This is a genomic window from Prochlorococcus sp. G5PB11 (assembly GCF_059772425.1).
On the sequence record NZ_CM186287.1, the window covers coordinates 1,714,472 to 1,736,016 of the forward strand.

Consider the following 21,545-nt stretch of genomic DNA (forward strand, 5'->3'; position numbering starts at 1 on the left):
CTACAATATTTTTCTGCGCGAAAGTGAATCTTGAGCGTACTCATTTAGCAAAAATTACGAAAGTTTTTTTATTAAGTGGGAGTTTTACAACATTTGAAGACTAAACCCTTCTGTGCTGTAAGCTGAAAAACGGTCGAAAGATCGAAAAATGTTTTGGCCATTTTGGTCAAGACAGAACCTAGACAACTTAAAAGTTTAGGAACTGACGCTTTTATCGCGTCTGGTTTGTAATGAATCGGATGTAGTGCGATAAAGGTGTGAGGTCCCGTCAAAAAGAAATTAGTTGCATAATTTTGTGGCAATTTTCAATTTGAGTTTCACGGCTCAAATCGATTTATTTAGCCACATGAGAAAGCAACAACGGATCTGAGATCCGGGAAAGTCACGAAGATAAAACTAAGTGCACTCTTTAGAACCCTTATAAAAATAAGGTGGCAACAATCACAAACAGTACGCCAGTGCTGTCATTCGTGGGAGAAGCAAATCAGACTGAGTAAAATTAATTTTTTACAATAGGGCCTGACTACAACGGAGAGTTTGATCCTGGCTCAGGATGAACGCTGGCGGCGTGCTTAACACATGCAAGTCGAACGAACCTTCGGGTTAGTGGCGGACGGGTGAGTAACGCGTGGGAATCTGCCCTCAGGAGGGGGATAACGGTTGGAAACGACCGCTAATACCCCATATGCCGAGAGGTGAAATGAATTTCGCCTGAGGATGAGCCCGCGTCTGATTAGCTAGTTGGTGAGGTAATGGCTCACCAAGGCTTCGATCAGTAGCTGGTCTGAGAGGATGATCAGCCACACTGGGACTGAGACACGGCCCAGACTCCTACGGGAGGCAGCAGTGGGGAATTTTCCGCAATGGGCGAAAGCCTGACGGAGCAACGCCGCGTGAGGGACGAAGGCCTCTGGGCTGTAAACCTCTTTTCTCAAGGAAGAAGATATGACGGTACTTGAGGAATAAGCCACGGCTAATTCCGTGCCAGCAGCCGCGGTAATACGGGAGTGGCAAGCGTTATCCGGAATTATTGGGCGTAAAGCGTCCGCAGGCGGCCTTTCAAGTCTGCTGTTAAAGCGTGGAGCTTAACTCCATCATGGCAGTGGAAACTGATTGGCTTGAGTATGGTAGGGGCAGAGGGAATTCCCGGTGTAGCGGTGAAATGCGTAGATATCGGGAAGAACACCAGTGGCGAAGGCGCTCTGCTGGGCCATTACTGACGCTCATGGACGAAAGCCAGGGGAGCGAAAGGGATTAGATACCCCTGTAGTCCTGGCCGTAAACGATGAACACTAGGTGTCGGGGGAATCGACCCCTTCGGTGTCGTAGCTAACGCGTTAAGTGTTCCGCCTGGGGAGTACGCACGCAAGTGTGAAACTCAAAGGAATTGACGGGGGCCCGCACAAGCGGTGGAGTATGTGGTTTAATTCGATGCAACGCGAAGAACCTTACCAGGGCTTGACATCCTGCGAACCTTTAAGAAATTAGAGGGTGCCTTCGGGAACGCAGTGACAGGTGGTGCATGGCTGTCGTCAGCTCGTGTCGTGAGATGTTGGGTTAAGTCCCGCAACGAGCGCAACCCACGTTTTTAGTTGCCAGCATTTAGTTGGGCACTCTAGAAAGACCGCCGGTGATAAACCGGAGGAAGGTGTGGATGACGTCAAGTCATCATGCCCCTTACGTCCTGGGCTACACACGTACTACAATGCTACGGACAAAGGGCAGCAAACTCGCGAGAGCTAGCAAATCCCATAAACCGTGGCTCAGTTCAGATCGTAGGCTGCAACTCGCCTACGTGAAGTAGGAATCGCTAGTAATCGCAGGTCAGCATACTGCGGTGAATACGTTCCCGGGCCTTGTACACACCGCCCGTCACACCATGGAAGTTGGCCACGCCCGAAGTCGTTACTTTAACCCTTGTGGAGAAGGACGCCGAAGGTGGGGCTGATGACTGGGGTGAAGTCGTAACAAGGTAGCCGTACCGGAAGGTGCGGCTGGATCACCTCCTAACAGGGAGACAATTAATAGATTGTGATGTCTAAGTGATTTATTCTTAGGCCGCAATCCTGTCACCTTAAGGTCGATCGGTACCTCAGATTATTGGATTAATTTATATTTAATTCTTTGATTTCAGTTCCTAAACTTGTCTAGGTCACACCCAACAAAGGTTTCTCCTGGGCCATTAGCTCAGGTGGTTAGAGCGCACCCCTGATAAGGGTGAGGTCCCTGGTTCAAGTCCAGGATGGCCCATTCGTTGTTGGGGGTATAGCTCAGTTGGTAGAGCGCCTGCTTTGCAAGCAGGATGTCAGCGGTTCGAGTCCGCTTACCTCCACTGAAACCTATCCTGATAACTAAATTTCCGGAGAAAACTCTTAGATGTGACTTAGAATTGTCTACCTGAAAGAACCTAGCTTCTTATCATCTATTTAAAGTTGATAATATGCTGGGCTCCCATGGATTTATTCCGTGAGAATTCAGTAGAACCTTGAAAACTGCATAGATTAGAAAGAATAAAGCATCTCATGGATGCATTGTTTTGATTTGATTTTTTTAGTGTAATAACTGAATTATCATTTCTCAAAATACATGTTTAATTCTTGAGTAATAGCCGAGCACAATTGATTTTGTGATTGTATTAAGGTCAAGCTACAAAGGGCTCATGGCGGATACCTTGGCACACAGAGGCGATGAAGGACGTGGTTACCTGCGATATGTCTCGGGGAGCTGGATACACGCTTTGATCCGGGAATTTCCGAATGGGGCAACCCTTAGAACGGCCAGCTGAATATATAGGCTGGCACGAGCCAACCCAGCGAACTGAAACATCTTAGTAGCTGGAGGAAAGGAAAGTAAATAACGACTCCCTAAGTAGCGGCGAGCGAACGGGGAACAGCCCAAACCGATAGTTTCGACTATCGGGGTTGTGGGACAGAAACGTGGACCAACAAACCTAGAAGAAACGCTTGAATGGCGTGCCATAGAGGGTGAAAGCCCCGTAATCGAAAGGAGAGTTGGCCTATCTGTATCCCGAGTAGCACGGAGCACGTGGAATTCCGTGTGAATCTACGAGGACCACCTCGTAAGGCTAAGTACTCCTGTGTGACCGATAGTGAAACAGTACCGTGAGGGAAAGGTGAAAAGAACCCCGGGAGGGGAGTGAAATAGAACATGAAACCATGAGCCTACAAGCAATGGGAGCCCGACTTATCGGGTGACCGTGTGCCTGTTGAAGAATGAGCCGGCGACTTATAGGCACTGGCGGGTTAAACCGAGAATGGTGGAGCCATAGCGAAAGCGAGTCTGAATAGGGCGTTTTGTCAGTGTTTATAGACCCGAACCCTGGTGATCTAACCATGGCCAGGATGAAGCTTGGGTGATACCAAGTGGAGGTCCCAACCGACTGACGTTGAAAAGTCACCGGATGAGCTGTGGTTAGGGGTGAAATGCCAATCGAACCAGGAGCTAGCTGGTTCTCCCCGAAATACGTTGAGGCGTAGCGTCTAGTGCTCCAGCAGGGGGGTAAAGCGACCATTTCGGTGCGGGCTGCGAGAGCGGTACCAAATCGTGATGAACTCTGAATACCCTGTGTGTAACTAGGCAGTCAGACTGTGGGGGATAAGCTCCATAGTCGAAAGGGAAACAGCCCAGACCGCCAGCTAAGGTCCCAAAATCAACACTAAGTGATAAAGGAGGTGGGATTGCCCAGACAACCAGGAGGTTTGCTTAGAAGCAGCCATCCTCAAAGGAGTGCGTAATAGCCCACTGGTCGAGCGATCCTGCGCCGAAAATGAACGGGGCTAAGTGTTGTACCGAAGCTGCGGATTTATTTATAAATGGTAGGGGAGCGTTCTATGTGGGGTGAAGCGTTAGCGTAAGCGGGCGTGGACTGCATAGAAGTGAGAATGTCGGCTTGAGTAGCGAAAACATGGGTGAGAATCCCATGCCCCGAAACCCTAAGGGTTCCTCCGGCAGGCTCGTCCGCGGAGGGTTAGTCTGGTCCTAAGGTCAGGCCGAAAGGCGTAGTCGATGGATAACAGGTCAACATTCCTGTACCAGTTATGTTTTGGGAAGGGGGACGGAGAAGGCTAGCCAATCCAGATGTTGGTTACTGGTTCAAGCGTTCGAGGCTTTGAGGAACGGAGAAAACGTTCTGAGCTAAGGCGTGAGTACGAGCTGCCACGGCAGCGAAGTTGGTGACGTCATGCTTCCAAGAAAATCCCTATACCCGTTAAGGCATAACTGCCAGTACCCGAAACCGACACAGGTGGGGTGGTAGAGAATACCGAGGGGCGCGAGATAACTCTCTCTAAGGAACTCGGCAAAATGGTCCCGTAACTTCGGGAGAAGGGATGCCAGCGCAAGCTGGTCGCAGTGAAGAGGCCCAGGCGACTGTTTACCAAAAACACAGGTCTCCGCTAAGTCGCAAGACGATGTATGGGGGCTGACACCTGCCCAGTGCCGGAAGGTTAAGGAAGCTGGTTAGCGTAAGCGAAGCTAGTGACTGAAGCCCCGGTGAACGGCGGCCGTAACTATAACGGTCCTAAGGTAGCGAAATTCCTTGTCGGGTAAGTTCCGACCCGCACGAAAGGTGTAACGATCTGGGCGCTGTCTCGGAGAGAGGCTCGGCGAAATAGAATTGTCTGTGAAGATGCGGACTACATACACCCGGACAGAAAGACCCTATGAAGCTTTACTGCAGGTTGGTATTGTTCTCGGGCTCTGAATGCGCAGGATAGGTGGGAGACATTGATGTAGTGCTTTTGGGTGCTACTGAGTCAACGGTGAGATACCACTCTTTCAGAGCTAGAGATCTAACGTTTACCCGTTATCCGGGAAACGGACAGTATCTGCTGGGCAGTTTGACTGGGGCGGTCGCCTCCTAAAAGGTAACGGAGGCGCACAAAGGTTTCCTCAGGCTGGTTGGAAATCAGTCGTCGAGTGCAAAAGCAGAAGGAAGCTTGACTGTGAGACCTACAAGTCGAACAGGGACGAAAGTCGGTTTTAGTGATCCGACGGTTCTGAGTGGAAGGGCCGTCGCTCAACGGATAAAAGTTACTCTAGGGATAACAGGCTGATCTCCCCCAAGAGTTCACATCGACGGGGAGGTTTGGCACCTCGATGTCGGCTCATCGCAACCTGGGGCTGAAGTCGGTCCCAAGGGTTGGGCTGTTCGCCCATTAAAGCGGTACGCGAGCTGGGTTCAGAACGTCGTGAGACAGTTCGGTCCATATCCGGTGTATGCGCAGGAATATTGAGAGGATTTCTCCCTAGTACGAGAGGACCGGGAGGAACGCACCTCTGGTGTACCAGTTATCGTGCCAACGGTAAACGCTGGGTAGCCATGTGCGGAGTGGATAACCGCTGAAAGCATCTAAGTGGGAAGCCCACCTCAAGATGAGTATTCCCATGGTTTAAACCAGTAAGATCACGGGAAGAACACCCGTTGATAGGCTCTACGTGGAAGTCTGGTAACAGATGCAGCGGAGGAGTACTAATAGATCGAGGGCTTGACCTTCTTTTGCTTTTATTCAAATTATTGCTTTATTCTTTCAATTTATTTTTAATAATATCTATGCAGTTTTCAGGGTTCATAAACAAAACTATCCTGGTGTTCATGGCGATGTGGAACCACTCCGATCCATCTCGAACTCGGTTGTGAAACGCATCAGCGGCGACGATATTTGGGGGGTAGCCCCCTGAGAAAATAGCTCAATGCCAGGTAAAATTATTAAAAAAAGGGTTCATATAAGAACCCTTTTTTGATGCTTAATTATTTTTGGCAATTAGGACACCAGTGTGTGCTCCTGCCACAGAGTTTCTCTCTCACTATTTTTTCTCCACATTTTTTACAACTTTTACCACCTCTTCTGTATACCAAGGCTTGTCCACCATATTTTCCATTTGTTCCTTCTAAATCTCGGAAATCACTAAAAGTTGTTCCTCCTTCTCCAATACTTATATTTAAAATTTTGACAAGACTCTTACAAAGCCTTTTTAATTCAGGGCTTTTTAAATTTCTACTTTCAGTTTTTGGATTAATACATGCATCAAATAATGCCTCATCTGCATATATATTCCCAACACCAGCGACCGTCTGTTGATCTAACAATGAAGATTTAATTGAACGAGTTCTTTTCTTCAAATATTTTTCTAAATAACTACTATTAAAAGCTTCACTAAATGGCTCTGGGCCTAATTTTTTAATTCCAGAAACAATTTCTGATACCGATTTTGACGACGGCACGTACCACATCTGTCCGAAATTTCTGATATCTATAAACCGAAGTTCTTTGCCGTTCTTTTCTAAAAACCTAACTCTGGTATGAGCACAAGGGCTTATATGTTTTTCAAGTAATATAAATTGGCCTGTCATTCTAAGGTGAACAACTAAATAACCTTTACTTATTTTATTTTGTGATTGTAAAGATCCTATTAAATATTTTCCTCTTCTTTCCCAATTACCTAAGTAGCTACTTTTGATATTATCAATAAAATTCTTAGATCCTCCAATACTTGCAATTGAACGTTCTTTTAATACTTCTATTCTTTGAATATAAAAATTTTTTAGATGTTTCTCAAGTCCCTTCCTAACTGTCTCAACTTCAGGTAATTCTGGCAAAAGTAATAATACTGCTAACTTGCAGCAGCTTCTAACTCTTTTACTGAAAATTGGCTGGTGTTAGCCCCGCCATCAACACCGCTAAAAGCTTTGAAATCACATTTTTCGAATTTGACAGTCACTGGATATCTCATCGCTGGAGATTTGTCGATAGAGACAATTTCTCCAATTTGATTGAACCAGTATGATTCTTGACGCAAAATGCGCACCTTATCTTTTCTTGCAAAGCTCATCTGACTTCCCTGAATTGAGTTTATATTATTATTATCTATCAAAATTGGAAATATTTGTAGATGTGTCACAGACTGTCGCTGCTATCCTGAAAAGTAGATCTCTATTAAAGATTTTTACTTTCAGATAAAAATAGTTCATATTGATTTTCGGACGAATTTTCAATTAGCTTTGAAATATTAACCTTATAACGATTTTATTTTTTGTGATATCACAACCATCTTTAGACCCATCTTCCATAACGTTTGATTTGCCTGATCCTGATCAAGATGATTTAAGTAATATTGACTTCATTGAGAAATTAGAAAATGCATGGTCTATATGCGAACAATTCGATTTGCAAACTGAAATTTGGCGAGGAAGGATTTTACGTGTTGTTAGAGATAGAGAAAAGAGAGGCGGCGATGGAAGAGGTACAGGTTTTTTGCAGTGGTTAAGAGAGATGGAAATTAGTAAAAGCAAAGCATATTCCCTTATCCAATTAGCGGATTCCTCAGATAATCTTGTGGGTGAAGGAATTCTTGAAGAATCAAGTGTAAATAATTTTTCTAAAAGAGCTTTTATTGAAACTGCGCAAGCTGCGCCTGAGATTCAATATATGGTTTCTGAAGCTGCCAATGAAGGAAAGGATATAACAAGAAGACAAGTAAAGAGTCTTACTGACGAATTTATGGCCGCAACCAGTTCTCTTTTGCCTGTTGAAATTAGAGAAAAAACACAATCAAATCTATTACCAGCCAAGTTCGTTGCTCCATTGGTAAGAGAATTATCTAAGTTATCGCCTATTCAGCAAGAAGAAATATGTGAAACTTTACGAGAAAATCCTGAAATTGATTCGGTCAAAGACATGACGAATACTGCTAAATGGATCGGCAAGTCTTTAGATGCTTCTCTAGCTTTAAGAGCTTTTCAAAATAAGGATTTAAATTTAGATAAAGCCACTCAAGAAGCGCTCAGGTTGGATTCATTAGGATTGCTTGCAGATGCTTTTGGACAGGCAAAAACTATAGAGAGTTCTATCTTGAAGTTTTACTCTGCTTGGAAAAGATTAGAGGGTTTGCAAGAGAGATTATGGGTCGAGTCTGGCAGTAGCACTCCTTATTTAAGAGAGCTTTTAGATACCCTTCAAACTCTGACTGGTTCAACTATAAGAGTTTCTCTTGGAGAACTTTCTGGGGGGAAAAGGTTGAGATTGCAACTTGTTGAGGAAGATACTGAAAGATTGGATCCACCTTCTTTTGATATGAATAAATAATTTACATTCTAAAATCCTGAGTACAAAAATCATTGATTAATTTAAATTCAAAATCGGTCTCAGGAAAATACCAGCTTGTCCAGTAAGAATTATTTAATGTATTATTTAATGTTCTCTTTTTGCAGTTAAGAGCTAAGTAAAAAGATTTATTATTTTTTGTTTTTGCTAAAGCAATATAATTACCATCAAGATATGTCCAGTCTGCCCAATTGATGATTAATGAGCCATATTTTAGCCATTTAGAAGATTTATTTTTTCTTAGTTTTAATTTTGTATTAGGATTGACTTTTGAAGTGTTTTTCAAGTTATTCAAAATATTAATTTCTTCTATTGGGACTTGGTGTATTTTCGCAATTAATGAAAGATCCTCTGATTTTGAAGTTTGATGGTAAAAAACCTTTTTACTTGCTAATTTGATACTTTTATCAGTAATTACTTCTCTATAGTTTGATCCCTTCGGTAGTATGATGATTTGACCTAGTTCGAGGAAAGAATTATTTCCTAAATTATTAATAGAAATAAGATCTTTTAAATTTGCATTATATTCTCTTGCGATTTTATAAAGAGTATCTCCTTCAACAACTTCATGAAAAAGGTTCTCAACTTTTATATCTTTATCATTATTATTTATAGGTATCACTATCTCTTTACCTGCAATTATTTGGGTTGCATTATTGAAATTATTTTTATACATTAGCTCTTTCAACGATACTCCATATCGACTAGATATCTTTAAGAGTGTGTCGTCACTTTTAGCAATAATTTTTGTTTCTGCGTTAACATGTATGGCAAATATTGATAAGAATAAAACAATACTATTAAGATAAAATAGATTAATAGTTGTTTTTATCTTTGTGATCATTTCTATCGCAATTAATAATACAGCTCATAGATTTAAACTAATTTTAACCTATTAACTTATTTAGTAAAGATAAATCGAGCTTATAGGGAGGATACCTGAAATTAAGATCTAGCCAAAAAGGTCTTTTTAGGACTGATTTGTAATGAGTAAAGTTATCAAAACCTGCTTTGCCGTGGTATTTCCCTATTCCACTTGAGCCGACACCTCCGAATGGCAGTTCTGGTATTCCTGCTTGTAAAACGACATCATTAAAGCAAACACCTCCAGAAGAAGTCATTTCAAGTATTTTCCCTTGCTCGTTGCCACCCCCTCCAAAAAGATAAAGAGCAAGGGGTTTAGGCAAAAACTTGAACTCTTTAATGACCTCGTCGAGATTTTTAATAGGCAAAATAGGTAGCAATGGTCCAAAAAGTTCTTCCTTCATTAGTGGATCATTTCGATTCTCGATTTTGATAAGAGTAGGGCTAATCCTTCTATCTATTTCATTGCTATCTCCTCCATATATTATCTGGCCATTCTTTTTAGCTTCTTTTAGTAAGTTATTAAGCCTATCAAAATGGTTCTTATTGATTATTCTCCCCAGATGTTGTGAATCTAGAGGAGTAGTTCCATAAAAATCATTGATCGAATTTTTTAAATTAGAAACTAAAGAATCAACCAGCTTATGCTCAACTAGTAAATGATCTGGTGCAATACATGTTTGACCGGCATTTAGACTTTTCCCCCATATGATCCTCTTTGCAGTTACTTCAAGATTTGCACCATTAATAACAACGGCTGGGCTTTTCCCTCCAAGCTCTAAAGTTACTGGAGTAAGATTTTTTGAAGCCGCTTCCATTACTTTTTTCCCTATATTTTCTCCACCTGTAAAAAAGATATGATCAAATTTTTGAGTTATTAAATCAGCAGCAGTACTTCCATCACCTTCAACAACTTGAGCGATCTCAGGCGGAAAATACTTTTCTATGAGATTTTTTATTAGATTTGAGACATTAGGTGCATGTTCTGAGGGCTTTAAAACTGCAGTATTTCCAGCTGCCAATGCTCCCACTAGCGGCTGAAGGGTAAGAGAAAAAGGATAATTCCATGGACCAATTATCAGAATGCAGCCTAAGGGATCTGGCTGAACAAGTGCTTGAGCAGGCCGTAAAGATATAGGGACATTTATTTTTTTCGCCTTCATCCAGCTGGATAAATTTTTTTGTGCCAATTTTATTTCTTGTTTGACAGCAATAATTTCAAAGAAACCTTCTGTAGGAGGTTTCCCTAAATCCTGATGTAAAGCATTTAATATTTGCTGTTGATGATTTTCTAATAAATTTGACAAGACGTGAAGCTGTTTCCTCCGCCAACTCTCACGTCTTGTCATGCCAGACAAAACTATTTCTTGTAACTGATTAAGTAAGAAATTTTTTGATGACATTGAGATTTGAAGATTTTATTTCTTCTAACAAAATAAATCATTAATTGAGAGTTATGTCGTATGAAGATAGTCCCTAAGTACTTTTTGAGGTGTTTGACATTTTTGTTTCTAATTGCTAGATACGGTTTTTTGATAATTAATTGGATTAGTAAGGAAATCTATGAAAGGTGCTAATCAGTATTTTTATTAAAAGAGAATGGCAAGAACTTTGAGTATTATCTACGAGTTACTTTTGTATGATGTTGACAATAAAATGTTAATCCTTAGTAATGAAAGATTGATTTATCATTTATTAGTTATTTTTGCATTCTCTTTGGCTTTTATAGGTGTTGCCGAAGTAATGTACTGGTCATATAAGAAAGATTATCTTCGGGCGAAAGCTAAATATCTCCGAGAATTAATAGATCAAAAAAATGATTTAACTAGCATAAATGAACCTTTTTATACATGTGTATATGAGAAATGGAACTCTGGAGAAATGCCTCTAAGAGAGGCTAATACGCTTTGCAGCCTAAAGTTTGAGCAGAATTAGTAATTTTTATAGAAATTTTTTAAAAATTCCATACTATAATTTGAAGATAAATTTAGATTTTGTTTGAGAAAATATTTTATGGATAATAAGTCAATAAGTAGTAAATATTTTAGGTATGGAATACTAATTTTTTTTGTTATTACTTTAAGCATTACTCTTGTTCATTTTGATGTTAATATTATTAGTGATTTATTTTATGATATTGTTAGTAGTTTAAATACAAATAGTTTTTCCAGTTTAATATTAATATTCTTGTTATTTTTATTAAGATCCATAAGTATTGTTATACCTGTTTTGCCTGGAACAATATTTTCAGTTGCTGCAGGTTTTCAGTTTGGCTTTACCCAAGGGTTAGTTATTATATTTTTTGCTGATTTTGTATCATGTTCGATATCATTTTTATTGTCTAGAAAATTAGGGAGGAACTTTATTGGTAAGTTGCTTGGCTCAAAGCAAATGAAACGAGTGGAAAGTATTAGTCAATATTATCTTGAAAATAATTATTTTCTGATGACTGCGCTTTTAATGTCTGGGTTCTTTGACTTCGTTTGTTATGCAATAGGACTAACAAAAATAACTTGGAAGAGGTTTATGCCTGCCCTTATTTTTAGTATAATAATTTCAGATTCTCCTTTTGTTGCTAGTGGTTTTGCTGCAAGAAAAATTAAGGATATAGGTTTAAAAAATTTCTTACAAAAAATATTGAATGGTGAAATAAATATGATTTCAGGAAACTATCTTTTGCTATTTATAATATCCTTTCTTATGATTTTTACCTTGGCTATGATAAATATATATTTGAATAAAAGATCCAAGATTATTAAGTGACTTTATTGTTTTACAAAAGCCCTTAAATTTAAGGGCTTTTGTAAATGAATTAATCGTGGCTAGCTTTGGTAAGATTTACCACGATAAGTAAGTTGTACATGCTGCTTTTCAGCGACTGACTTTTGCTGGTTGTACTTAAGGCCTCTGTAAGTTAAAGACATTTCTTGCTCCGAAATATGCTCAAGTCCCCGTTCCTTGGCTTGAGTCAAACTGCGGCTCATCAATCGACGAGGTGAACGTTTTTTGTAGTAATTAATACAAAAATAATTTTAAACGAAAGATTCTCTTCTTGGTGTTCAGCTTGTTACATAAAGCTTACTGTCTTTGAGTGGTAAGTAATTTTTTATATCTTTTGTGCTTTAGTAACTTATCCATAGACATAAAAAATCATTTTTGCTTTACAAAATATTTTACTTGAATGTAATTATGCACTAGAGGAGGAGGTTTCTCTAAGGAAATCAAAAGGAAAGAAAACCACAGGAATAAAGATGAAAGAGTATCAGATCGATTAGGTCTGAAGAGTTGTCTTGCTAAAATGGATTAAATAGATTCCTTTTAATAAGCACTAAGTGCTTGTGATATGAAAATTCTGCTGCCTTTTTGCTTGAATAGAACCATCAGAAGCAATTCAACAACATAAATTTCTTAAAGACTCGGTCAGGCTATCTGCTGATTAATTTTTTTCTCGTGTAACTTTGATTTATATTAAGTTTGAGGAAATAGGGCGAAATTTTGTCAATAAAGAAGTGAAGTGGTGTAAATAAGTCCTCACTTAGAATTCAAATATGTTTAAGAGAATATTTCTGTTCTCAGCAATTTAGTGCAATATGGTTTAGAAAGGTATTAACAGAACAACTCCTCACACATAGTTCTGTGCCAAAAAAGCATCCACTCAGTGAGCAGGATGCTTTTTTAGTGACTGAATGCATGTGCCAATTTTTAAACTCGCCTGCAAAGGGTTTCCCCTGGTTTTATTTCTATTAAATTAAATTCGTGAGGAGTTGAGATCCTCCGCAGTGGAAACAAGGAAACACTTGCGACTGATCTTCAAAAAAACCGCCATGTTATAACTGGCGGTTTTTTTGTGTTTTCTTTGATTCCACCTTTTAAGTCCTTCGTGATGATGCCATGCCTGCTTACTTACAGCTTGGAAATAAATAGTGAGGTAAAAATAATAATTTTCCCTTCTCAAATTGATTTTGAGAAATCACAAAGATATTTTGACATTGCTTAAACAGTTGTTTTCTCTGATGTTTGTGTAATGTAAATTTGTTAGGAATGAATTAAGAGTTCTAGCACTCTCGCCCCAGTAAGTCGAAGTTAGAAAGTCAAAGGTGGAAAGTTCAGTTGGATTTTTATGTGCTAAGCACAAAGAGGTCAATTGAAATCTTGCTTCTTTTTTAATTTATCAAAACTAGAGTTTAGAAGAAATTCTTGGGAATATTGTTTTTATGAGTGCTCTAATTTAAATGGAAGTAATTGCCCTCTGGGGAAAAGACCATTTGAGGCCTCTTCCAAGACTCCATCCTAGGATTTAAACACAAAAGCAATTACTTGGCATAAAGGTAGTATGGAAATATTACGTGAATAATGATTTATAGTTACGAATTTTTTTTCTAAAAAAAAGACCTTACTTGAAAAATTCTGCATTGCAAGATCAAAAGGTGCTATTGATCTTGCAATGCAGAATTAATAAATACTCGGAAATTTGTAGCAATTATATTTTGAATTTTACCGATCTTTTCTCTTATTTACTAATCACTACGATGGCTTCTAAATCTAAAATATAAAAACTGTTTGAGAATTAATCTAATACAAGAAATCCATCTTCCCGCTCGTGATGAAGAGGTGAGAGATTTAGTAAGGAGTTTTATTTGTTCTTCTCTCTCTCTGTATTTAAGATCTAATTCGTTTTTTGCGATTTCAAGGATTTTGAGTTGATTTGCACAATCACTCTTAACTTCCCAATTTTTAATATATGCATTTAATTCCTCAATGTTCATATTACTGTACTTGCTGATTAGCATCTTTATATCATTAGGGACAGATCGCATGAAGAGATGTTTCTTTATGTTTAATCTAGCTTGCTAAGGAGATGTTTATGATGGGTAAACTCACCCAAATCTTGTTAACGGTAATTAGTAATTCTATTGAGTTAGATAAATTTTTCTTATTTAATAATAGAAGTTGAAATATTTTTTATTTAATAAGCAGGATTATTAAACTATCAACTTTTAAATTAAATAGAAAAGGCATATTTCTATTTAAAAGATAACTTTATGCTTGATATATTTCCTATAGAAATTTATTGGCTTTCACAATTAATTTTGATTAAAGACATAATAAAAAATATTGTTTAATTAATTTAGTTTCTCGGTAAAACAATGTTAACTAAAAAGGACTGACATTAGCCAGTGGTAATAGTATGAATTGATTTTTAATATCTACGGTTAGATAGTAGTCATGTAGGCAAGGAAGCCAACTGGAACAAAGAGCAAGGTAGCAATAGTAAAACGTACAAACTTTCCCGTTCCTGAGTCTTTTGAATAGTCAGTGAAGTGCTTTGTGTTGTTCCACTCGGACCAATTCTTAGGGCTGTTATCAGATGATGTCATTGTTAGTTAAGCAAATACGGTAGTACCAACTTCAAAAGCACCAGCTAAGAAAAGAAGTGCAGGAAGATTCCAGAGAACAATTAGTTTTGCAGCAGTGATTTTGTTGAATGCAAGCATGACTAAAAGTTTTTTGGGTTGGATCAACGTGGCTAACATAAAAAAGAGGTCCCAAGTGCTGCAGGACGGTTGAAGTAGGGCTAACCAGTTCGGGCTATTTGTACTTATTAGAGTCATCAATAGATCTAATCATTGAAAAAATATCTCTCTAACTAGTTGCTACCGTTGGGTTTTTAGACTTATTTCTATTGACTTTTAGAAGAAGCCGTACCCGACCGTATCTTTCATTTGAAAAATTCATACTTTACATTTGTTCACATCAACTCAATTCCAGTAATGACAAGTTCAACCTCATCTCAGGTAATCACTGAGTACGGCAAGCAAAACATCTTTGCTCGTGAAACACAGCCTCAGCTTGTAGAGGACTACACCAGCTACCCAGAAGAAGCAGAAAAGACAAATGGCCGTTGGGCAATGATCGGAATGATCAGTCTTTTAGGTGCTTACTTCACTACAGGTCAAATCATTCCTGGAATTTTCTAAATCAATAACTACCAATAACAATGCAACCATCTAACAAAACAATTCTAGAAAGAAGCATCGGCAGACCAGCCATGATGGCATTCGTTCTACTAACAGGTATCTACCTAACAACCGGTCAACTCATTCCAGGTGTCGTTTAATGAAAAACCCAACCACTGAAACTCCAAGAGTCGAGGAAGGCAAAGTTATTGCAGAAAGACTCAATGGACTAGCTGCATCTATTGGTTGCCTAGCCCTTGTCGGCGCTTACCTAACAACCGGTCAAATCATCCCAGGTGTTGTTTAATGAATAAGGAAACTAGCTACTGGAAAACAGCAGAGCAGATGAATGGCCGTCTAGCGATGATGGGCCTCTTTGCAGCAGTCATTAACTACGGAATAACAGGTTGGATAGTTCCAGGAATTGTTTGATTCTAGTTTAAATATCTGATCAGAAAGGCCTCTTCTCTGTCATTACAGTAGGGGCTTTTTTATTCGCCTATTCTCTAAAAACTAAGTATGAAATTTATGCATACAGACCATAAAAATCTTGTACACCATATTAAGTATATGGCTATATGTCAGTAGACGTATTCAATTCATTATAGTTGCACCAAGAAAAAACAAAAAAAAAGTTCTTAACCAGACCGTTAAAAACTTTTATTAGATCTTTTCAATAAATTTTGAAAAAATTGTTGATAAGGCTTAAATGGGTTGAGTTCCATTCAAAAAATGCCAGGAATGATTTGACCAGTTGTTGCGTAAGCGCCAAAGGCTGCAACGAAACCAAGCATTGCTGCCCAACCGTTAAACTTTTCTGCTTCAGGAGTCATGGCAAAAATATAAATATAAAAAAAATATAAAGAAAAATTCCTTAAACTGTGGGTTTTTGCTTAGGCGATTAAATTATGAATTTTGATAAATGCTATTAGAAAAACTTATTTATTTATCAAGGTGCTCAAATCGCGCTGAACAAAAACAGGTTCAAAAGTTTTTTGCAAGGGTTCTGGCTGTGTACTGAAAAACTGTGGACTCTCTCCCTCTTGTTTGCTTTAGAGCATCGTTTTCTATTATGAATTCATTGCAAGTGTCTTCTCCTTTAAGTAAGTAATATTGACTTTTATGCGGAAACTGCCTCTTTCAAAAATTCCATTACTTAGTAATTGTATTGGTTGTGTTGTTGGTCGTAGGATTTCCTGGTTGGGAATTTTTTCTGTTTCTGACCCATTTGGGAAATAAACAGGTGTTTACTCTTATGTTCTATTAATCAAGTTTGATTAGAAATGGAATGGAGTTCTAGGGCTTGAGTTGTCACAGGTCCGCGAAGAGTTAGCACAGGAAATGGATTGTTCAAATGGATACAAAGGTGCTGAACTTAAAGGGGCGAGCAAAATCTCGTCCCCTTTCGTCATTGCTCTTAATGGATATTACTCTTTATGACCACTGCGGTTCTCTTGAAGAGGCTCTTCAATAAATAAATAGATAGCTTCTTTAAGGATTTGAGGTGGTGGTTGGTCTAATTGTTCTGGCTTTTTGAGAGACCCTTCAACAGCATTTGCCCACAATTTTGCAGCTTCTTGGGAGGTGAAAGTTTTAGATCTTGGCCCCAGATATTGCTTCTTTCGAATGAGTGATTGCCACCCACTCCCGCTTCTACGAATGGTTGACATTTTTTGAGTCGTATCAGCTCAGATGCATCAAGCAAAAATGGTCTAAAAACAACAAAAGTGGACCCAAAACTGGACGTCCACTTTCAAAGATTTGCAATCTTTAGTGCCTTAGATTGCTTGCCCTGACTGCGGTTGAGGGCAGTGCCCTCGTCGGGACTTGAACCCGAGACCTCTCCCTTACCAAGGGAGTGCTCTACCGCTGAGCTACAAGGGCTTGTGGAAAGATGGGCCGGGTTGGATTTGAACCAACGTAGGCGTAGCCAGCGGATTTACAGTCCGCCCCCATTAACCACTCGGGCACCGACCCGATCCACTTAATAAGATTAACAGTAAACGGTTCCACTTTTCTTGGATTTGTTGGTCCAATTAGGTTGGAATCGATACGATCGTACAAGATGTTTAATTTGGCAGGAATATGGATCTTTTAATTATTAATGGACCGAATTTGAATCTTGTTGGGAAAAGGGAGCCCACCATATATGGCACGCAAACGCTAGTAGATATTCAAGATGAATTATTAACGTTAGCAAGCGAGCTTGACGCAGAGCTTAAATTTTTTCAGAGTAATTCAGAAGGCGAGATGATTGATTGCATTCAAAACAGCGCTGGTTCTGTTGACGGAATATTGATTAACGCAGGAGCTTATACACACACTTCCATAGCTTTAAGGGATGCTTTATTAGGAGTTGCTATTCCCTATGTGGAGATACATCTAAGTAACATTTATGCTAGGGAAGAATTTCGCCACAAATCATTTCTTTCAGATAAAGCATTGGGTTTAGTTTGTGGCTTTGGAGTAAATAGTTATCAACTTGCGTTGAAAGGAATAGTTTCTTACTTAAAGAGAGTCTGAGGAGCCTATGGATAATTCAAAATCCCAAGTCGTTGGGCAATCAAATATTCGCTGTCTAATAAATAAAACTAATGAAGATTGGATAAATCTTGCAATTGCTAATCCATTGGAAATACTTTTGGATCATGCACATTGTGAGCGAAAGGCGGCTGGCGTGGCTCTTCAACTCATGTTTCGTTATGTAAGTGAACCTGGTCTTTCAGAGGTTCTAAGCCCATTAGCAAGAGAGGAACTTGAACATTTTGAGAGGGTTTTATCAATTTTGAATGCGCGAGGGAAAAAACTTCAAAAATTAGAATCTCCTCCATATGCTGCGATTTTGGCAAAAAACATTCGCAAAGATGAACCTTTGCGAATGTTGGATAGCTTTCTGGTGGCGGGTCTTATCGAGGCAAGGAGTCATGAAAGAATGAAATTGTTGTCTATACATTCTCCTGATATTGAACTTAGCAATCTATACGCCGACTTACTAAAGAGCGAAGCCAGGCATTTTGGGATTTATTGGAAGTTGGCAGATGAACGTTTTGAGAGGAATACTATTAACTTGAGGTTGAAAGAATTAGCTAAGGTTGAATCAGATGCTTTAGTTAAAACGCATCATGAGCCAAGAATGCATAGTTAATTATTTTTTAAGTAGATAGAAGTCCCCCCAATTAAATGAAAGTTTTAACTATTGCGGGTGTAGGCCCAGGAGATCCCTCTTTATTGACTCTGGCAGCGGTTGATGCTATTCGACATTCAACAGTTGTTTCTTATCCTGTCTCTAGTAAAGGAGGAGAAAGTCTTGCGGAAAAAATTGCTTCAAAATGGATAAGCAAAGATCAAAAAAAAATTCCTTTATATTTTCCTATGGTTAATGATCAGAGCATATTAAAAAATGCATGGAGAGTTGCCGGGAATAAATTAATAAGGATGGTTGACAAGGGTGAAAGAGTCGTTTTCCTCGCTCAAGGAGATGTTTCGCTTTTTTCAACAGGCTCTTATCTTTCAAAGGTGATAGAAAAATATCATCCAGATTGTCTCGTTAAATTAATTCCAGGTGTTACATCTTTTTCGGCTGCTGCTGCGAAAAGTAAATTACCACTTGCTTTTCAAGACGAACAGTTACTCGTAGCGCCTGTCCCGGACTCGCATAACGAGCTAAAGGTTATTCTTTCTGATGCAGCTTTGATGAAAAGGGTGGTTGTGTTGCTCAAGCTTGGGAAAAAATGGGAATGGGTCAAACCTTTGCTTGAAGAACTCGATCTAATAGAAAGATCTGTATTCGCAGAACGAATAGGATTCTCAGATCAACAAATTATTAGAGCATCTGATCTTTCAATAGGTGCTAGGCCATATTTTTCAATGCTATTGATTCGACAAAGTTGGCCTTTGATTATGCCCTGAAATGTTTTAGTTGAATTTAATCAGCTCGTCTTCGAGAAGTTTTATAGCTTCATTTGGAGAGCTTGCTCTAACTAATTTTTGGCGTAGCGTAGAGGCGCCTTGAAAGCCTCTACAAGTCCAATTCATATGTTTTCTGGCAATCAAAAGTCCATGATTACCTTTTTTTAAAATAAGTAATTTGAGATGTTCGAGGGATAAGCTGATTTTCATCTTTGCGTCAGGTGGTATGAAAGTTTTTTGATTTTTGATTTCCGCGTCAATTTGTCCAACCAGCCATGGAGCTCCCATGCTTGCCCTCCCTATCATTACCCCATCGGCATTCGTAATCTTTAAACATTCGATGGCATCACGAGAATTTTTAATGTCACCATTGGCAATGACAGGGATATCTAATGATTTTTTTATTTTTGAAATAGCTTCCCAATTTGCATTCCCAGAAAATCCTTGCTTCCTCGTTCGGCCATGAACAGTTATTAGTTGCGCCCCAGCGTCCTGTAGCCCTAAAGCAAAAGATATTGGATCATTGGTGGTTTCATCCCAACCCAACCTAATCTTTACTGTTAATGGAATTGATATTGCCTTGGAAACCTTTTTGACGATCAATTGAGCAAGTTCTGGTTCTTTTAATAGAGCACTTCCTCCCCCTTTCCGCGCAATTTTTTTTACTGGGCAACCCATGTTTATATCTATAAGGAATGCACCCGATGATTCGGCTTTGACAGCTGCGTCTATCATTGAATCTGGCCTATGGTCAAACAGTTGAACACCAATTGGACCACTCTCCTCTGAAAGCTCAATTACTTTTTCTTCCCCATGACCTAGCTCAAGACTTTTAGCATTCACCATTTCTGTAAAAAGTAAAGCTTTTGGAGACCATCTACGAACAAACTTTCTGAAGATTTGATCACTTACACCTGCCAGTGGGGATTGAATAACTGGACAGTCTAATGATCTAGAAGTTCCATTCCCTGATAACAAAATCGGAGATAACACTTTCATCTCTAAAGTAGGTTTGAATTTTTCTTTGTCATTACAAAAAGAAAAAGTTTGATTTGTTTTTTGGTTTCAAAAAATAAGCAAAAAATGCTTAATGATGCTTTTAAGGAAACGGCACTTTCAGAGATGCTATCAAATCCAGAAGTATTGATATTAAGGATAGTTTGGTCGTGAATGAATCCTTTTTTTGTGAATCTTTTTGGGTCAGTTTTATTTCTAATCCTCATTTTCTAATATAACTCTCTGTTCAGACTTGTAGTATGAAGAATTAATCTTGATTTTGGCCTATAAAGGTTACATAATCTTATTAAAGGTAGAGAATTTTGCCGCTGCCAATAGTCGCAATAATTGGACGCCCAAATGTTGGGAAATCTACATTGGTGAATCGCTTATGTCAGAGCAGGGAAGCCATTGTTCATGATGAACCAGGGGTAACTAGAGATCGAACTTATCAAGATGGATTTTGGAGAGATAGAGATTTTAAAGTTGTAGATACTGGGGGTTTGGTTTTTGATGACGATACTGAGTTCCTTCCTGAAATAAGAGAGCAAGCTAATCTTGCGCTTGAAGAAGCCGTCGTTGCATTAGTAATTGTTGATGGCCAAGAGGGGGTTACTACTGCTGATGAATCGATTGCTGAATTTTTGAGGTCTCATTCTTGTAAAACACTCGTTGTGGTTAACAAATGTGAATCACCCGAGCAAGGGTTAGCAATGGCAGCAGAATTTTGGAAGCTTGGTCTCGGTGAACCATATCCAATTTCTGCCATACATGGAGTAGGGACCGGGGATTTGCTTGATCATGTGGTTAAGTTGTTCCCCTCAAAAGATTTAGATGAAGTCGATGATTCTCCTGTTCAATTGGCAATCATTGGCCGACCAAATGTAGGAAAGTCAAGTCTTCTTAATTCTATTTGTGGAGAAGCAAGAGCAATTGTTAGTTCGATTAGGGGCACGACTCGAGATACGATTGATACTCGAATAACTCATCATGGTAAACAATGGAAATTAGTTGATACGGCGGGAATCCGTAGACGTAGAAGTGTTAACTATGGTCCAGAGTTCTTCGGCATTAATCGGAGTTTTAAGGCGATAGAAAGAAGTGATGTTTGTGTATTGGTTATTGATGCTTTGGATGGCGTGACAGAACAAGATCAAAGACTTGCAGGTAAAATTGAGCAGAAAGGAAGAGCATGTGTAATTGTCGTAAACAAATGGGATGCTATTGAAAAAGATAGTCACACAATGTCTGCAATGGAAAAAGAAATTCGTTCGAAATTATATTTCCTCGATTGGGCCGAGATGATTTTTACATCTGCGCTGACGGGACAAAGAGTTGAAGGCATTTTTGCATTAGCTACTTTGGCAGTTGATCAAAATAGAAGAAGAGTTAGTACATCAGTTGTTAATGAGGTCCTAACTGAGGCTTTGAAATGGAGAAGTCCCCCTACCACAAGAGGCGGAAAACAAGGGCGTCTTTATTACGGTACTCAAGTAGCTATTAATCCTCCAAGCTTTACTCTTTTTGTGAATGAAGCTAAATTGTTTGGGGAAACCTATAGAAGATATATTGAAAGACAAGTTAGAGAGGGACTTGGGTTTGAAGGGACTCCTATAAAATTGTTTTGGAGAGGGAAGCAGCAACGCGATGTCGAAAAAGACTTGGCACGCGAACAGAGAGGGGGCTGAAATTAGTA

22 protein-coding genes, 4 tRNA genes and 3 rRNA genes are annotated in these 21,545 nt (G+C 39.2%); 16 read left to right on the top strand and 13 right to left on the bottom strand.

Annotated features, from left to right (window positions below):
* Positions 1-525 precede the first annotated feature (525 nt).
* The 5 genes from AC6EI0_RS09900 (at position 526) to rrf (ending at position 5,721) form a co-directional block, all read left to right on the top strand.
* Positions 526-2,010, top strand: a 16S ribosomal RNA gene (locus AC6EI0_RS09900).
* A 166-nt stretch (positions 2,011-2,176) separates the two neighbouring features.
* Positions 2,177-2,250 (top strand) — tRNA-Ile (locus AC6EI0_RS09905).
* Positions 2,251-2,259: 9 nt separating this feature from the next.
* Positions 2,260-2,332 (top strand) — tRNA-Ala (locus tag AC6EI0_RS09910).
* A gap of 307 nt (positions 2,333-2,639) precedes the next feature.
* Positions 2,640-5,515: ribosomal RNA gene (locus AC6EI0_RS09915) — 23S ribosomal RNA — on the top strand.
* Positions 5,516-5,604: 89 nt separating this feature from the next.
* Positions 5,605-5,721, top strand: a 5S ribosomal RNA gene (gene rrf, locus AC6EI0_RS09920).
* Together the 16S, 23S and 5S rRNA genes with 2 tRNA genes alongside form the textbook arrangement of a ribosomal RNA operon.
* A 49-nt stretch (positions 5,722-5,770) precedes the next feature.
* Here the strand turns inward: rrf and AC6EI0_RS09925 are convergent.
* Positions 5,771-6,619 carry a DNA-formamidopyrimidine glycosylase gene (locus AC6EI0_RS09925; RefSeq protein ID WP_498522356.1) on the bottom strand — a complete coding sequence of 283 codons (849 nt, stop codon included), beginning with the start codon at positions 6,617-6,619 and terminating at the stop codon, positions 5,771-5,773.
* 14 nt (positions 6,620-6,633) lie between these two features.
* Positions 6,634-6,852: a photosystem I reaction center subunit IV gene (locus AC6EI0_RS09930; protein WP_269609645.1), complete on the bottom strand. Its 219-nt coding sequence runs from the start codon at positions 6,850-6,852 to the stop codon at positions 6,634-6,636.
* Between the two features lie 203 nt (positions 6,853-7,055).
* Between AC6EI0_RS09930 and AC6EI0_RS09935 the strand changes: the two genes are divergently transcribed.
* Positions 7,056-8,105 carry a hypothetical protein gene (locus AC6EI0_RS09935; RefSeq protein WP_498522357.1) on the top strand — a complete coding sequence of 350 codons (1,050 nt, stop codon included), beginning with the start codon at positions 7,056-7,058 and terminating at the stop codon, positions 8,103-8,105.
* 1 nt (position 8,106) lies between these two features.
* Here AC6EI0_RS09935 and AC6EI0_RS09940 read toward each other — a convergent pair whose 3' ends face one another.
* The gene (locus tag AC6EI0_RS09940) at positions 8,107-8,967 is read right to left on the bottom strand and encodes a LysM peptidoglycan-binding domain-containing protein (RefSeq protein ID WP_498522358.1); all 861 of its coding nucleotides are present in this window, start codon (positions 8,965-8,967) and stop codon (positions 8,107-8,109) included.
* Between the two features lie 43 nt (positions 8,968-9,010).
* On the bottom strand, positions 9,011-10,390 hold the full coding sequence (locus AC6EI0_RS09945) for an aldehyde dehydrogenase family protein (protein ID WP_498522359.1): 1,380 nt from the start codon (positions 10,388-10,390) through the stop codon (positions 9,011-9,013).
* A 196-nt stretch (positions 10,391-10,586) separates the two neighbouring features.
* Here AC6EI0_RS09945 and AC6EI0_RS09950 point away from each other — a divergent pair, with 196 nt between their 5' ends.
* Complete coding sequence (locus AC6EI0_RS09950; RefSeq protein WP_498522360.1) at positions 10,587-10,922, top strand: hypothetical protein; 336 nt, start codon at positions 10,587-10,589, stop codon at positions 10,920-10,922.
* Between the two features lie 78 nt (positions 10,923-11,000).
* The gene (locus tag AC6EI0_RS09955; RefSeq protein ID WP_498522361.1) at positions 11,001-11,750 is read left to right on the top strand and encodes a TVP38/TMEM64 family protein; all 750 of its coding nucleotides are present in this window, start codon (positions 11,001-11,003) and stop codon (positions 11,748-11,750) included.
* A 59-nt stretch (positions 11,751-11,809) separates the two neighbouring features.
* Here AC6EI0_RS09955 and AC6EI0_RS09960 read toward each other — a convergent pair whose 3' ends face one another.
* The 4 genes from AC6EI0_RS09960 to AC6EI0_RS09975 form a co-directional block, all read right to left on the bottom strand.
* Positions 11,810-11,971: a DUF4278 domain-containing protein gene (locus AC6EI0_RS09960; protein ID WP_498522362.1), complete on the bottom strand. Its 162-nt coding sequence runs from the start codon at positions 11,969-11,971 to the stop codon at positions 11,810-11,812.
* Between the two features lie 1,533 nt (positions 11,972-13,504).
* A complete protein-coding gene (locus tag AC6EI0_RS09965; protein ID WP_498522363.1) occupies positions 13,505-13,804 on the bottom strand; it encodes a hypothetical protein in 300 nt (99 codons plus the stop codon).
* Positions 13,805-14,200: 396 nt separating this feature from the next.
* A complete protein-coding gene (locus AC6EI0_RS09970; protein ID WP_498522364.1) occupies positions 14,201-14,365 on the bottom strand; it encodes a hypothetical protein in 165 nt (54 codons plus the stop codon).
* Positions 14,366-14,371: 6 nt separating this feature from the next.
* Complete coding sequence (locus tag AC6EI0_RS09975) at positions 14,372-14,521, bottom strand: hypothetical protein (RefSeq protein WP_498522365.1); 150 nt, start codon at positions 14,519-14,521, stop codon at positions 14,372-14,374.
* Between the two features lie 237 nt (positions 14,522-14,758).
* On the opposite strand from AC6EI0_RS09975, the gene AC6EI0_RS09980 reads away from it, so the two are divergent.
* From AC6EI0_RS09980 to AC6EI0_RS09995, 4 genes are read left to right on the top strand one after another with little or no spacing between them, the layout of a single operon-like run.
* Positions 14,759-14,965 carry a CAB/ELIP/HLIP family chlorophyll-binding protein gene (locus AC6EI0_RS09980; RefSeq protein ID WP_498522366.1) on the top strand — a complete coding sequence of 69 codons (207 nt, stop codon included), beginning with the start codon at positions 14,759-14,761 and terminating at the stop codon, positions 14,963-14,965.
* A gap of 20 nt (positions 14,966-14,985) precedes the next feature.
* Positions 14,986-15,105: a high light inducible protein gene (locus AC6EI0_RS09985; protein WP_011294968.1), complete on the top strand. Its 120-nt coding sequence runs from the start codon at positions 14,986-14,988 to the stop codon at positions 15,103-15,105.
* The gene (locus tag AC6EI0_RS09990; protein WP_498522367.1) at positions 15,105-15,251 is read left to right on the top strand and encodes a high light inducible protein; all 147 of its coding nucleotides are present in this window, start codon (positions 15,105-15,107) and stop codon (positions 15,249-15,251) included. The genes AC6EI0_RS09985 and AC6EI0_RS09990 overlap by 1 nt, the downstream gene beginning before the upstream one ends.
* Positions 15,251-15,376 carry a high light inducible protein gene (locus tag AC6EI0_RS09995; RefSeq protein WP_498522368.1) on the top strand — a complete coding sequence of 42 codons (126 nt, stop codon included), beginning with the start codon at positions 15,251-15,253 and terminating at the stop codon, positions 15,374-15,376. Before AC6EI0_RS09990 ends, AC6EI0_RS09995 begins: the two co-directional genes overlap by 1 nt.
* A gap of 293 nt (positions 15,377-15,669) precedes the next feature.
* Here AC6EI0_RS09995 and AC6EI0_RS10000 read toward each other — a convergent pair whose 3' ends face one another.
* From AC6EI0_RS10000 to AC6EI0_RS10015, 4 genes are all read right to left on the bottom strand, one after another.
* Positions 15,670-15,777, bottom strand: coding sequence for a high light inducible protein (locus AC6EI0_RS10000; protein WP_011125327.1), 108 nt, complete (start codon positions 15,775-15,777; stop codon positions 15,670-15,672).
* Between the two features lie 594 nt (positions 15,778-16,371).
* Positions 16,372-16,614, bottom strand: a complete 243-nt coding sequence (locus tag AC6EI0_RS10005) for a hypothetical protein (protein WP_498522369.1) — start codon at positions 16,612-16,614, stop codon at positions 16,372-16,374.
* 142 nt (positions 16,615-16,756) lie between these two features.
* Positions 16,757-16,828 (bottom strand) — tRNA-Thr (locus tag AC6EI0_RS10010).
* An 11-nt stretch (positions 16,829-16,839) separates the two neighbouring features.
* Positions 16,840-16,921 (bottom strand) — tRNA-Tyr (locus AC6EI0_RS10015).
* Between the two features lie 108 nt (positions 16,922-17,029).
* Between AC6EI0_RS10015 and aroQ the strand changes: the two genes are divergently transcribed.
* From aroQ to cobI, 3 genes are read left to right on the top strand one after another with little or no spacing between them, the layout of a single operon-like run.
* Positions 17,030-17,467, top strand: coding sequence for a type II 3-dehydroquinate dehydratase (gene aroQ / locus AC6EI0_RS10020; protein ID WP_498522370.1), 438 nt, complete (start codon positions 17,030-17,032; stop codon positions 17,465-17,467).
* A gap of 7 nt (positions 17,468-17,474) precedes the next feature.
* Positions 17,475-18,089 carry a MiaE family protein gene (locus AC6EI0_RS10025; protein ID WP_498522371.1) on the top strand — a complete coding sequence of 205 codons (615 nt, stop codon included), beginning with the start codon at positions 17,475-17,477 and terminating at the stop codon, positions 18,087-18,089.
* Between the two features lie 35 nt (positions 18,090-18,124).
* On the top strand, positions 18,125-18,853 hold the full coding sequence (cobI, locus tag AC6EI0_RS10030; RefSeq protein WP_498522372.1) for a precorrin-2 C(20)-methyltransferase: 729 nt from the start codon (positions 18,125-18,127) through the stop codon (positions 18,851-18,853).
* A gap of 6 nt (positions 18,854-18,859) precedes the next feature.
* Here the strand turns inward: cobI and dusB are convergent, their stop codons facing one another.
* The gene (gene dusB, locus AC6EI0_RS10035) at positions 18,860-19,852 is read right to left on the bottom strand and encodes a tRNA dihydrouridine synthase DusB (protein ID WP_498522373.1); all 993 of its coding nucleotides are present in this window, start codon (positions 19,850-19,852) and stop codon (positions 18,860-18,862) included.
* Between the two features lie 320 nt (positions 19,853-20,172).
* On the opposite strand from dusB, the gene der reads away from it, so the two are divergent.
* Positions 20,173-21,537, top strand: coding sequence for a ribosome biogenesis GTPase Der (gene der / locus AC6EI0_RS10040; protein ID WP_498522374.1), 1,365 nt, complete (start codon positions 20,173-20,175; stop codon positions 21,535-21,537).
* Positions 21,538-21,545 lie beyond the last annotated feature (8 nt).

Bases quoted from the DNA above. Each gene is read 5' to 3' on its own strand.
- AC6EI0_RS09990 (WP_498522367.1), top strand. From the start codon at position 15,105: ATGAAAAACCCAACCACTGAAACTCCAAGAGTCGAGGAAGGCAAAGTT.
- AC6EI0_RS09945 (WP_498522359.1), bottom strand. From the start codon at position 10,390: ATGTCATCAAAAAATTTCTTACTTAATCAGTTACAAGAAATAGTTTTG.
- AC6EI0_RS09930 (WP_269609645.1), bottom strand. From the start codon at position 6,852: ATGAGCTTTGCAAGAAAAGATAAGGTGCGCATTTTGCGTCAAGAATCA.
- AC6EI0_RS09970 (WP_498522364.1), bottom strand. From the start codon at position 14,365: ATGACATCATCTGATAACAGCCCTAAGAATTGGTCCGAGTGGAACAAC.
- AC6EI0_RS09960 (WP_498522362.1), bottom strand. From the start codon at position 11,971: ATGAGCCGCAGTTTGACTCAAGCCAAGGAACGGGGACTTGAGCATATT.
- dusB (WP_498522373.1), bottom strand. From the start codon at position 19,852: ATGAAAGTGTTATCTCCGATTTTGTTATCAGGGAATGGAACTTCTAGA.
- AC6EI0_RS10005 (WP_498522369.1), bottom strand. From the start codon at position 16,614: ATGTCAACCATTCGTAGAAGCGGGAGTGGGTGGCAATCACTCATTCGA.
- AC6EI0_RS09955 (WP_498522361.1), top strand. From the start codon at position 11,001: ATGGATAATAAGTCAATAAGTAGTAAATATTTTAGGTATGGAATACTA.
- AC6EI0_RS09985 (WP_011294968.1), top strand. From the start codon at position 14,986: ATGCAACCATCTAACAAAACAATTCTAGAAAGAAGCATCGGCAGACCA.
- aroQ (WP_498522370.1), top strand. From the start codon at position 17,030: ATGGATCTTTTAATTATTAATGGACCGAATTTGAATCTTGTTGGGAAA.
- AC6EI0_RS09965 (WP_498522363.1), bottom strand. From the start codon at position 13,804: ATGCGATCTGTCCCTAATGATATAAAGATGCTAATCAGCAAGTACAGT.
- AC6EI0_RS09975 (WP_498522365.1), bottom strand. From the start codon at position 14,521: ATGTTAGCCACGTTGATCCAACCCAAAAAACTTTTAGTCATGCTTGCA.
- AC6EI0_RS10025 (WP_498522371.1), top strand. From the start codon at position 17,475: ATGGATAATTCAAAATCCCAAGTCGTTGGGCAATCAAATATTCGCTGT.
- AC6EI0_RS09980 (WP_498522366.1), top strand. From the start codon at position 14,759: ATGACAAGTTCAACCTCATCTCAGGTAATCACTGAGTACGGCAAGCAA.
- cobI (WP_498522372.1), top strand. From the start codon at position 18,125: ATGAAAGTTTTAACTATTGCGGGTGTAGGCCCAGGAGATCCCTCTTTA.
- AC6EI0_RS10000 (WP_011125327.1), bottom strand. From the start codon at position 15,777: ATGACTCCTGAAGCAGAAAAGTTTAACGGTTGGGCAGCAATGCTTGGT.
- AC6EI0_RS09940 (WP_498522358.1), bottom strand. From the start codon at position 8,967: ATGATCACAAAGATAAAAACAACTATTAATCTATTTTATCTTAATAGT.
- AC6EI0_RS09995 (WP_498522368.1), top strand. From the start codon at position 15,251: ATGAATAAGGAAACTAGCTACTGGAAAACAGCAGAGCAGATGAATGGC.
- AC6EI0_RS09950 (WP_498522360.1), top strand. From the start codon at position 10,587: ATGGCAAGAACTTTGAGTATTATCTACGAGTTACTTTTGTATGATGTT.